We start from the raw sequence: 11,340 nt of genomic DNA, 5'->3' as shown, positions 1-11,340 counted from the left end.
TACTGTGTTAAATCACGTTTATTCTGTTTTTCAGGTAATTAATGATAAAAAAACCGCCGGGAGTTCCGGCGGCGGCGGTGTTCAGTCAAAACGGACATCAATGACCTGATAAAAACTGTTAGCGGTATCTGCAATCTCCCATACGCCGTATATCACCTGATAACCGGTACGCTCCGGAATATCACACTGATGAGAAAGGGTTACCGGCGGCACGCTCTCTTTTGCGTCATGAACACAGAACGGCTCCGGTTCAAAGGAATTGCGGGTCAGCGGCGTGTGACTGTCCCAGTTCGGACGGGTGATGTAATACCGCCAGTTCCGGGTTTTGTGGGATGCGGTATTGCGCCAGACAAATTCTGTTTTTCCTGCTTTAACAGGGACTTTATGCCAGCCGTCACCGGGCATATCCAGTGGCAGGAAGCGGGGAATTCCGCCACTGGCCAGATGACCATCCGGCGGAAAATTACCTGCGGGAAAGCCGGAAAGTGCTTCAATGCTCTGAGGCTCCCACTGCGCTGAGCCACACATTTGGGCGGGATTGCTGCCCGCTTTACAGTTTTCGGAACGGCTGGCCGGGCTGATGATATATCCGTGAGCCAGAACAGATGTGGCGAACAGCATAGTGATAAGGGGGATGATTATGTATTTTTTTGCATGATGGATCTCCGGTTATGTGTCCCGGAGAGCATAGCGATGCGGGGGGATTATCAGAATGTTATATACCGGCAGGTCAGTGACGGAAAACAGGGGATTACACCGGGTCAGCGGCGTGTGATTATTTGTGCTGGCTGTATTTTTTGAAGTGAATCCATTCAGCTATAAGCCATTCAATCAGTTAGTTTTTTTATTTAACATATTCATAAGCGAAACGTTTCGATCACCATCACAATTTTCATTGCTGAACATTGTGTTTTCTTGTGTTTTTTCTACCATATATCAAAAGCGAAACGTTTCGCTCAGGAGGATTTTATGAAGAAAGGGGCTTTACTGAACAGTGATGTTTCCGCCGTTATCTCGCGTCTGGGTCATACGGATCATATCACTATCGCTGATGCCGGGCTGCCAATCCCGCCTGCCACACCTCGTATTGATCTTGCGTTAACGCAGGGTGTGCCTGATTTTATGTCTGTGTTTAAAGTGATAACGCAGGAAATGCAGGTGGAAGCGGCGTTAATGGCTGAAGATATTCAGACCCGTAACAGTGAGTTGCATGATGCCATTGTGGCGCACCTGAAAGCACTGGAGTTACAGCAGGGCAATGTGATTCAGATTCAGTATGTGACTCATGCCTCTTTTAAATTACAGACACAAAACAGTCGTGCGGTGATCCGTACCGGTGAATGTACGCCGTTCGCCAATGTTATGTTGTTCTCCGGCGTCACGTTCTGAGGTGGCTATGGAACCGTTACTTGAACTGAAAGGCATTGATAAAGCGTTCCCCGGCGTGAAAGCTTTATCCGGTGCCGCTTTGCGGGTGTATCCCGGTAAAGTCATGGCGCTGGTCGGGGAAAACGGTGCCGGAAAATCCACCATGATGAAAGTGCTGACCGGGATCTATAAAAAAGACGCCGGTCAGATTCTGTTTCTGGGGCAGGAGTGCGGGTTTACGGGACCTAAATCGTCTCAGGAAGCCGGGATCGGGATTATCCATCAGGAACTGAACCTTATTCCTGAGCTGACGATCGCCGAAAATATTTTTCTGGGACGCGAGTTTACCCGGGCATTCGGCGCGATTGACTGGAAAAAAATGTATGCCGAAGCCGATAAATTACTGGCCCGCCTGAATCTGCGCTACAGCAGCCACCGGCTGGTGGCCGATCTCTCTATCGGTGATCAGCAGATGGTTGAGATTGCCAAAGTGCTCAGTTTTGAGTCTAAAGTCATCATTATGGATGAACCGACGGACGCGCTGACTGACACTGAAACCGAATCCCTCTTCAGTGTTATCCGTGAACTGCGTGAGCAGGGCTGCGGCATTGTGTATATCTCCCACCGCCTGAAAGAAATTTTTGAGATTTGCGATGATGTGACGGTTTTCCGTGACGGCCAGTTTATCGGCGAAAAACCGGTTTCTGAACTGACAGAAGATACCCTGATTGAAATGATGGTCGGGCGCAAACTGGAAGAACAGTATCCTCGCCTGAATTTACCGCGCGGCAAAGAGAAGCTGGTGGTGAAAAATCTGAGCGGGCACGATGTGCATGATGTCAGCTTCACACTGCATGAAAATGAGATCCTCGGAATCTCCGGGCTGATGGGCGCCGGGCGCACAGAACTGATGAAAATCATTTACGGCGCATTGCCGAAAACCGGCGGAACCGTGACCCTCGACGGCAAAACCTGTCAGATTTCATCGCCTAAAGCCGGACTGGATAGCGGCATCGTATATATCTCCGAGGACCGCAAACGTGATGGTCTGGTGCTGGGTATGTCGGTAAAAGAAAATATGTCCCTGACCGCACTGCCGCATTTCAGCAGCAAAACCGGGCGGCTTAATCATAAAGAAGAGCATCTGACTGTCGGTGATTTTATTCAGTTGTTCAATATCAAAACCCCCGGAATGGATCAGACTATTGGCTTCTTATCCGGCGGAAATCAGCAGAAAGTGGCGATTGCCCGCGGATTAATGACCCGGCCGAAAGTCCTTATCCTCGATGAGCCGACGCGCGGTGTGGATGTCGGGGCAAAAAAAGAAATTTATCAGCTGATTAATAAATTTAAAGAAGAGGGACTAAGCATCATTCTTATCTCTTCGGAAATGCCGGAGGTGATGGGAATGAGTGATCGCATCCTTGTTATGCATGAGGGACGGATAAGCGGCGAGTTTGCGGCAGACCAGGTCTCTCAGGAAGCATTAATGGCCGCGGCAGTCGGCAAACAATATGGCGCAGGGCAGGAGTAAGATATGCGTACAGATTCAACCCCGGCGTCTAAGCGCTGGTTTACCAAAGAATGGCTGCTTGAGCAGAAATCACTGATCGCATTATTTATCCTGATTTTTGTCGTCTCAATGATCAGCCCGACCTTTTTTACGCTCAACAATATGTTCAATATTCTTCAGCAGACATCGGTTAACGCCATCATGGCGGTAGGGATGACGTTGGTTATCCTGACTTCCGGAATTGACCTGTCTGTCGGCTCTCTGCTGGCACTGACCGGCGCCGTTGCGGCATCTATGGTCGGCGCGGATGTGAATGCGATTGTGGCGGTATTCGGCGCACTGGCGCTGGGAGCGGCAATCGGTGGTGTTACCGGGATAATAGTTGCCAAGGGAAAAGTACAGGCGTTTATTGCCACACTGGTAATGATGCTGTTACTGCGCGGTGTAACCCGTGTGTATACCGACGGCAGCCCGGTAAGTACCGGTTTCAGCGATAATGCCGATGTATTCAGCTGGCTGGGGATCGGTCGCCTGTTCGGGATCCCCGCACCGGTCTGGCTGATGATTATCGTTTTTGCCGGCGCCTGGTATCTGCTGAACCATACCCGCCTCGGACGTCATATCTATGCGCTGGGCGGTAATGAATCCGCCACCCGGTTGTCCGGTATCAGTGTCGATAAAATCAAAATTATTGTTTACGCATTGTGTGGTCTGCTGGCGGCATTAGCCAGTGTGATTGAAGTGGCGCGTTTGTCCTCTGCACAGCCAATGGCCGGGAATGGTTATGAGCTGGATGCCATTGCGGCAGTGGTTCTGGGCGGCACCAGTCTTGCCGGAGGGAAAGGACGCATCATGGGCACCCTTATCGGGGCGCTGATTTTAGGTTTTCTGAATAACGCGCTGAATCTGCTGGGAATTTCATCCAATTACCAGATGATTGTTAAAGCCGTTGTGATTTTGCTGGCCGTACTCGTTGATAATAAAAGCAGTAAATAATCTATACCCAACGTCATTCAAGTTGCAGGCAGGCGGCAAGCTCCGCCCGACGAGGAGCATAGATAAACTATGTGACCCGGCGGGTTGAGCGCAGCCAACGAACCTGCAGTTTGAATGAATAAGGGTATACTTACCCGATCCTACAGGAACTGATATATGAAACTGAAAAAGATTGCGACCCTGTTATCTGTTGTTGCGCTGAGTGCCACTATCAGTGCAAATGCGCTGGCCAAAGAGTCAATTGCCCTGGTTATCTCCACTCTGAACAATCCGTTCTTTGTCACCATGAAAGACAGTGCGCAGAAAGAAGCCAACAAACTGGGTTATGACCTGGTTGTGCTGGATTCTATGGATAACCCGGCGAAAGAGCTGGCAAATGTGCAGGATCTGACTGTCAAAGGCACCAAACTGATGCTTATCAACCCGACAGACTCTGATGCAGTCGGTAATGCGGTTCTGATGGCAAATAAAGCGAATATCCCGGTTATCACCTTAGACCGTGTTGCCAACAAAGGTGAAGTTGTCAGCCACGTAGCCTCTGATAACGTCCTCGGCGGCAAACTGGCCGGTGATTTTATTGCCCGTAAAGCCGGTAATGATGCAAAAGTTATTCAGCTGGAAGGAATTACCGGAACATCTGCCTCCCGTGAGCGCGGCGAAGGCTTTAAACAGGCAGTTGCAGAGCACAAAATGAATGTTCTGGCGAGCCAGCCTGCTGATTTTGACCGCACCAAAGGTCTGAATGTGATGCAGAACCTGCTGACAGCGCACCCGGCTGTTCAGGCGGTATTTGCACAGAATGATGAAATGGCATTAGGTGCGCAGCGCGCATTACAGACTGCCGGTCGTGACGATGTGCTGGTGGTGGGTTTTGACGGCACAGCTGATGGTATTAAAGCGGTGAAAAGCGGCAAATTAAGTGCAACCGTTGCACAGCGCCCTGACCAGATTGGTATTATCGGTATTCAGACCGCTGACAAAATTCTCAAAGGTGAGAAAACAGATAAAACAATCCCGGTTGAATTAGAACTGATTGTAAAAGACTGACTGTATTTCCCCGGCACGCACCATGTGTGCCGGGGCGTATCGTACCGGCAGTATTGTAAGCTATAAGGAAATAAAGGTAATGACAACATCCCGTCTGACAGTTCTTGGCAGTATTAATGTCGATCACATTATGAATATTGCGCAGTTTCCGGCCCCCGGCGAAACGGTGATCGGTAAGCAATACCAGACAGCATTCGGCGGCAAGGGCGCAAACCAGGCGGTTGCCTGCGGGCGTAGTGGTGCTGATATTACCTTTATTGCCTGTGTGGGTGATGATGCCATCGGCGCGGAGATCCTCGCTCAATTAAAGCATGACCGTATTCATACCGCGGCGATTAGCGTGATACCGGAAACCACGACCGGCGTTGCGATGATTTTTGTTAACGGAGACGGTGAAAACGTGATTGGGATTAGCGCAGGTGCGAATGCCGCACTGACTCCTGAATGTTTTTCACCATATCAGATGATTGTGGCACAGTCGGACGCATTGCTGATGCAGCTTGAGTCTCCGCTGGAAACAGTGATTGCGGCGGCTGAAATCGCAAAGAAAAATCAGACAAAAGTCATCTTAAACCCTGCACCGGCCCGTGAATTACCTGACACTTTGCTGAGTCTGGTTGATGTCATCACGCCAAATGAAACGGAAGCAGAAAAACTGACCGGGATTTCCGTCAGTGATGAAACCGGTGCGGCGAAAGCGGCACAGGCGCTGCATGACAAAGGTATTGAACAGGTGCTTATCACCCTGGGCAGCCGGGGTGTCTGGCTCAGTATTAACGGGGAAGGGCGCTGTATCCCAGGCTTTAAAGTGAATGCAGTCGATACGATTGCGGCAGGTGATACGTTTAATGGTGCCTATGTGACTGCGCTGCTGGAAGGCAAACCAGCGGATGATGCAGTGCGTTTTGCTCATGCTGCTGCTGCAATCTCAGTAACACGGCGCGGCGCACAGTCGTCTGTGCCATGGCGTAAAGAAATTGATGCTTTTTTAGCTGCGCGTGGTTAAGACTGTGGCGACAATGAAAGATGTGGCACGGCTGGCGGGTGTTTCGACCTCAACAGTTTCCCACGTTATTAATAACAATCGTTTTGTCAGTGATGGTGTGCGCAAGAAAGTTGATGATGCCATCACTGAACTGAATTACGCGCCGTCTGCGCTGGCGCGCAGTTTAAAAATGAACCGCACCCAAACTATCGGGATGCTGGTCACCACCAGTAATAACCCGTTTTATGCCGAAGTTGTCCGTGGCGTTGAGCGCAGCTGCTATGAGCGGGGTTACAGCCTGATCCTCTGTAATACGGAAGGGGATCACCAGCGGATGAACAGCAGCCTGGAAACGCTGCTGCAAAAGCGGGTCGATGGTTTATTGCTGATGTGTACGGAAACCCGGGGACCGTCACCGGATGTTTTCAGCCGCTATCCGCGCATCCCTATGGTAATGATGGACTGGTCACCGTTTGAATACGGTGGCGATGTTATTCAGGATAATTCATTTCTCGGCGGTGAAATTGCCACAAATCATTTAATCGAAAATGGATTTACCCGCATCGCCTGTATTGCCGGTCCGCTGGATAAATCACCTGCGAAATCCCGCCTGGAGGGATTTTACTGCGCAATGTCACTGGCCGGACTGAATGTGCCCGCAGAATATGTACTGGAAAGTGATTTTGAGTTCAGCGGTGGTTTTACCGCCATGAATCAGCTGTTATCACTACCGGTTCTGCCGCAGGCTGTTTTTGCCGGAAATGATGCAATGGCCGTCGGGGCATATCAGGCGATATATCAGAAAGGACTGCGTGTCCCGCAGGATATCGCGGTGATTGGTTATGATGATATCGATCTGGCGGCGTATCTTACCCCGCCGCTGACAACGGTTCATCAGCCGAAAGATGAACTGGGCAAACTGGCTGTCGATAAACTACTGCGCCGTATGGATGATGCTGACGCGCCATCTGACCTGCTGGTACTGACCCCGGTGCTGGTGGACCGGGGATCGGTGATTGCCCACTGATATAGTTTTTATACCCAACGTCATTCAGGATGCAGGCAGGCGGCAAGGGAAGACAGACGGGGAGCATACACAAGTATGTGACCCGGCTGGCTGAGAGCAGCCAACACACCTGCAGTTTGAATGAATAAGGGGATATTAGTGTGTTGCCGGGGTATCCGCGGGACTGGTTTTCTTTTTAATCAGATTCCGTCCGTCAGTCCGGCTGAGGAACAAGAACACAAACGCGGACAAAATCGTCATCACGCCGACAGTTACAAAGGTTGCATGGAAATTATCCACAACCGACCCTTCATCCTGCGATTCAAAATAGCGCAACACTGATGCGCTCACCGCAATCCCGAAACTGATAGAAAGCTGCTGTGTTACCGCCAGCACACTGTTACCCGAGCTGGCATTATGATCCGTAAGGTCTGCCAGAGTAATGGTGTTCATTGCAGTAAACTGGGTGGACATCGCCATCCCTAAAACAAACAGCGGCAGAACCAGCAGATAAATCGACATGCCCGGCGACTGGAACCAGAAAGAAGAAATAATTGACCCGATCACCAATGTGATAGCAAATAGTGTCAGGCGATAACCATAGCGGCGTAATATCTGTGTAACGGCAGATTTGGCGACAATTGCCCCGATAGCGGTCGGTGCCATCATCATTCCGGCGACAACGGCCGGATAGCCGAATCCGACCTGTAACATCAGCGGCATCAGAAACGGGATACATCCCGTACCGAGGCGTGTGGCGACATTTCCGGCGATCCCGACACTGAATGTCCGCGTGCGGAACAGACTTAACGGAATAATCGGTGCAGTAATACGGCGGGCATGGAGCGCATAAAAGACCAGTAACAGAAAACCACCGCCCATGACGAGGAACGGCATCGCGGGGATCTGTCCGTTATCACCGAACAAATCCAGGCTGACAGAAAGTGAAACCAGGCCGGCGCCGAGCAGCGCAAACCCTAAGGTATCAAACCGGCGCTTAGGCATAGTGAAATCAGGCATGTGGCGGATGGCATAGATAATCCCTAAAATCCCGATAGGGATATTAATGATAAAAATCCAGTGCCAGGTCGCATAGGTAACTAAAATCCCACCTAACAAAGGTCCCAATACAGGACCGACTAACCCGGGGATCGTAACAAAGTTCAGAATCGGCAGTAATTCACTGCGCGGATAGGCACGTAATAATGCGAGGCGGGCAACCGGCATCATCATCGCCCCGCCGATCCCCTGAATAACCCGGGATGTGACTAAAAACGGCAGGCTCGGAGAAAAGGCACATAATAAAGACCCCAGGGAAAACAGAATAACAGCAATAATAAACACCCGGCGTGTACCGAAGCGGTCTGCCAGCCAGCCACTGACCGGGATCAGCAATGCCACTGTCAGCGTATAACTGATGACAGCAGACTGCATCGCCAGTGGTGAATGGTTCAGACTTTTGGCGATATCCGGCAAAGCCGTATTCAGAATGGTGGCATCAAGCGCCTGCATAAAGAACGCCATTGCGGCGATCCACGGCAGACCCGCCATATTCCGGGCTGTTTTAAACATATTTTCCCTTAATGCATTATCTTTGTAACTGTCACTACTACTATATAGTCATAAGCTAATAGTCATGAATATAACTATTACACATTCATACCTTGCTCAACAACAACTGACAAGCATGGAGGGCCCGCTCACCATTACCATCAAGAATGGCATCCACTATCTCTTTATGGAGATCAACCTCTATTACCTGGTTTGTCGTAATGGATTCAAAAAAGTTGTGATACACAAAATCGAATAAATTGGCGAAAGAAGCAAAGAACGGATTTCCGCACGCCTGATAAATTAAATGATGAAAACGGTGGTCAACAGCAATCCATTTTTCGCGCTCAAAATCATCTGACAACAATGTCATCTCCTTTAAAAGAAAAGAAAGAGACTGTTTTTGTTCTTTGGCGGCATTAACAGCGGCCAGTGCACAGGCTTGTGGCTCTATGGCGATACGCAATTCACGGAAATACTTCAGTACCAGGCGGTGGTCACCACTGCTCAGCCACCATTTAATAAAATCATGATCGAGAAAATTCCAGCTGATGGTCGGCATAACCCGGGTTCCTATGCGCGGGCGGGGTAACACCATCCCTTTCGCTGCCAGCATTTTGACGGCTTCACGGACGGCGGTCCGGCTGACCTCAAATTGAGCGGCCAGCTCAATCTCACCCGGCAATATAGATTCAGGCGGATAGTGACCGGATAAAATCTGTTTCCCCAGTTTTTCAGCCAGAAGATAGGACAGATTCTTTTGTGAGGCATTGAGTTGTTCTGAAAACTGCATTCGGATTCCTTGACGTGATGCATTAGCAAAGCAGGGAAATGACTAATAAGGGGTATTATGACGCATATTGATGACAAAACTGGTGAATAAAAATCCAAATACCCGTGTTTTGTCTAAAAAAAACGCGAACGCACATTTTTTTCAAATAAACACTTGCCAGATCTGAACGAGTGTCTATAATGCGCCCTCACTGACACGGAACAACACGCTGACAAGCGCGCCGACAGTGAGAAGGACAGCAAAAAGTTGAAAAACAAATGCTTGACTTCAGAGGTGAAAAGCGTAACATACGCAGCCTCGCAACAACGCAGAAGACCGGCAACGGCAGCGTAAGTTGCAACGCTCTTTAACAATTTATCAGACAATCTGTGTGGGCACTCACAGGACATATCGCAAAAAATATTATTTTTGAGAAGTCTTGAAGAGTGACCAAAACAGCAGCTTCGAAAGAAGCAGCAGTAAACAGTTTATTTCTTTGAGCATCAAACACTTTTAATTGAAGAGTTTGATCATGGCTCAGATTGAACGCTGGCGGCAGGCCTAACACATGCAAGTCGGGCGGTAACAGGGAGAAGCTTGCTTCTCTGCTGACGAGCGGCGGACGGGTGAGTAATGTATGGGGATCTGCCTGATGGAGGGGGATAACTACTGGAAACGGTAGCTAATACCGCATGATGTCTTCGGACCAAAGCGGGGGACCTTCGGGCCTCGCGCCATCAGATGAACCCATATGGGATTAGCTTGTAGGTGAGGTAATGGCTCACCTAGGCGACGATCTCTAGCTGGTCTGAGAGGATGATCAGCCACACTGGGACTGAGACACGGCCCAGACTCCTACGGGAGGCAGCAGTGGGGAATATTGCACAATGGGCGCAAGCCTGATGCAGCCATGCCGCGTGTATGAAGAAGGCCTTAGGGTTGTAAAGTACTTTCAGTCGGGAGGAAGGTGTTGAGTTTAATATGCTCAGCAATTGACGTTACCGACAGAAGAAGCACCGGCTAACTCCGTGCCAGCAGCCGCGGTAATACGGAGGGTGCAAGCGTTAATCGGAATTACTGGGCGTAAAGCGCACGCAGGCGGTTGATTAAGTCAGATGTGAAATCCCCGGGCTCAACCCGGGAATTGCATCTGAGACTGGTCGGCTAGAGTCTTGTAGAGGGGGGTAGAATTCCATGTGTAGCGGTGAAATGCGTAGAGATGTGGAGGAATACCGGTGGCGAAGGCGGCCCCCTGGACAAAGACTGACGCTCAGGTGCGAAAGCGTGGGGAGCAAACAGGATTAGATACCCTGGTAGTCCACGCTGTAAACGATGTCGACTTGGAGGTTGTGCCCTTGAGGCGTGGCTTCCGGAGCTAACGCGTTAAGTCGACCGCCTGGGGAGTACGGCCGCAAGGTTAAAACTCAAATGAATTGACGGGGGCCCGCACAAGCGGTGGAGCATGTGGTTTAATTCGATGCAACGCGAAGAACCTTACCTACTCTTGACATCCAGAGAACTTAGCAGAGATGCTTTGGTGCCTTCGGGAACTCTGAGACAGGTGCTGCATGGCTGTCGTCAGCTCGTGTTGTGAAATGTTGGGTTAAGTCCCGCAACGAGCGCAACCCTTATCCTTTGTTGCCAGCGCGTAATGGCGGGAACTCAAAGGAGACTGCCGGTGATAAACCGGAGGAAGGTGGGGATGACGTCAAGTCATCATGGCCCTTACGAGTAGGGCTACACACGTGCTACAATGGCGTATACAAAGGGAAGCGACCTCGCGAGAGCAAGCGGAACTCACAAAGTACGTCGTAGTCCGGATTGGAGTCTGCAACTCGACTCCATGAAGTCGGAATCGCTAGTAATCGTAGATCAGAATGCTACGGTGAATACGTTCCCGGGCCTTGTACACACCGCCCGTCACACCATGGGAGTGGGTTGCAAAAGAAGTAGGTAGCTTAACCTTCGGGAGGGCGCTTACCACTTTGTGATTCATGACTGGGGTGAAGTCGTAACAAGGTAACCGTAGGGGAACCTGCGGTTGGATCACCTCCTTACCTAGTCGGTAGAGAATGTGAGTGTTCACAACAGATTGTCTGATA

Annotated in this window: 9 protein-coding genes and 1 rRNA gene; 7 read left to right on the top strand and 3 right to left on the bottom strand. The window is 50.2% G+C overall.

Features of this window, described 5'->3' with window-relative positions:
• Positions 1-81 precede the first annotated feature (81 nt).
• Positions 82-621: a lytic polysaccharide monooxygenase gene (locus AYY17_RS05740; RefSeq protein ID WP_067422133.1), complete on the bottom strand. Its 540-nt coding sequence runs from the start codon at positions 619-621 to the stop codon at positions 82-84.
• A 348-nt stretch (positions 622-969) separates the two neighbouring features.
• Here AYY17_RS05740 and rbsD point away from each other — a divergent pair, with 348 nt between their 5' ends.
• The 6 genes from rbsD to rbsR all read left to right on the top strand — a co-directional run bounded on the left by rbsD (position 970) and on the right by rbsR (position 6,936).
• Positions 970-1,389, top strand: a complete 420-nt coding sequence (rbsD, locus tag AYY17_RS05735) for a D-ribose pyranase (RefSeq protein ID WP_067422131.1) — start codon at positions 970-972, stop codon at positions 1,387-1,389.
• A 7-nt stretch (positions 1,390-1,396) separates the two neighbouring features.
• Entirely contained in the window at positions 1,397-2,902 is a 1,506-nt protein-coding gene (gene rbsA, locus AYY17_RS05730; protein ID WP_067422129.1) for a ribose ABC transporter ATP-binding protein RbsA, read from the top strand.
• 3 nt (positions 2,903-2,905) lie between these two features.
• The gene (rbsC, locus tag AYY17_RS05725; protein WP_067422127.1) at positions 2,906-3,877 is read left to right on the top strand and encodes a ribose ABC transporter permease; all 972 of its coding nucleotides are present in this window, start codon (positions 2,906-2,908) and stop codon (positions 3,875-3,877) included.
• A gap of 156 nt (positions 3,878-4,033) precedes the next feature.
• The gene (gene rbsB / locus AYY17_RS05720) at positions 4,034-4,924 is read left to right on the top strand and encodes a ribose ABC transporter substrate-binding protein RbsB (protein ID WP_067399262.1); all 891 of its coding nucleotides are present in this window, start codon (positions 4,034-4,036) and stop codon (positions 4,922-4,924) included.
• Between the two features lie 79 nt (positions 4,925-5,003).
• The gene (gene rbsK / locus AYY17_RS05715; protein ID WP_067422269.1) at positions 5,004-5,930 is read left to right on the top strand and encodes a ribokinase; all 927 of its coding nucleotides are present in this window, start codon (positions 5,004-5,006) and stop codon (positions 5,928-5,930) included.
• Positions 5,931-5,934: 4 nt separating this feature from the next.
• The gene (gene rbsR, locus AYY17_RS05710; RefSeq protein WP_412779009.1) at positions 5,935-6,936 is read left to right on the top strand and encodes a ribose operon transcriptional repressor RbsR; all 1,002 of its coding nucleotides are present in this window, start codon (positions 5,935-5,937) and stop codon (positions 6,934-6,936) included.
• Positions 6,937-7,071: 135 nt separating this feature from the next.
• On the opposite strand, the gene mdtD is transcribed toward rbsR, so the two are convergent.
• Both mdtD and AYY17_RS05700 read right to left on the bottom strand, forming a co-directional pair.
• Positions 7,072-8,487 (bottom strand): multidrug transporter subunit MdtD, encoded by a 1,416-nt coding sequence (gene mdtD / locus AYY17_RS05705; protein ID WP_067422123.1) that lies wholly within the window; start codon positions 8,485-8,487, stop codon positions 7,072-7,074.
• Between the two features lie 85 nt (positions 8,488-8,572).
• Positions 8,573-9,259 carry a FadR/GntR family transcriptional regulator gene (locus AYY17_RS05700; protein WP_067422121.1) on the bottom strand — a complete coding sequence of 229 codons (687 nt, stop codon included), beginning with the start codon at positions 9,257-9,259 and terminating at the stop codon, positions 8,573-8,575.
• Positions 9,260-9,752: 493 nt separating this feature from the next.
• On the opposite strand from AYY17_RS05700, the gene AYY17_RS05695 reads away from it, so the two are divergent.
• Positions 9,753-11,295: ribosomal RNA gene (locus AYY17_RS05695) — 16S ribosomal RNA — on the top strand.
• The last annotated feature ends 45 nt before the right edge of the window (positions 11,296-11,340 follow it).

Source organism: Morganella psychrotolerans (genome assembly GCF_001676055.1).
Classification (GTDB): domain Bacteria; phylum Pseudomonadota; class Gammaproteobacteria; order Enterobacterales; family Enterobacteriaceae; genus Morganella; species Morganella psychrotolerans_B.
The sequence above is the reverse complement of the archived record's forward strand: the minus strand, read 5'-3'. Positions and strand labels throughout refer to the sequence as shown.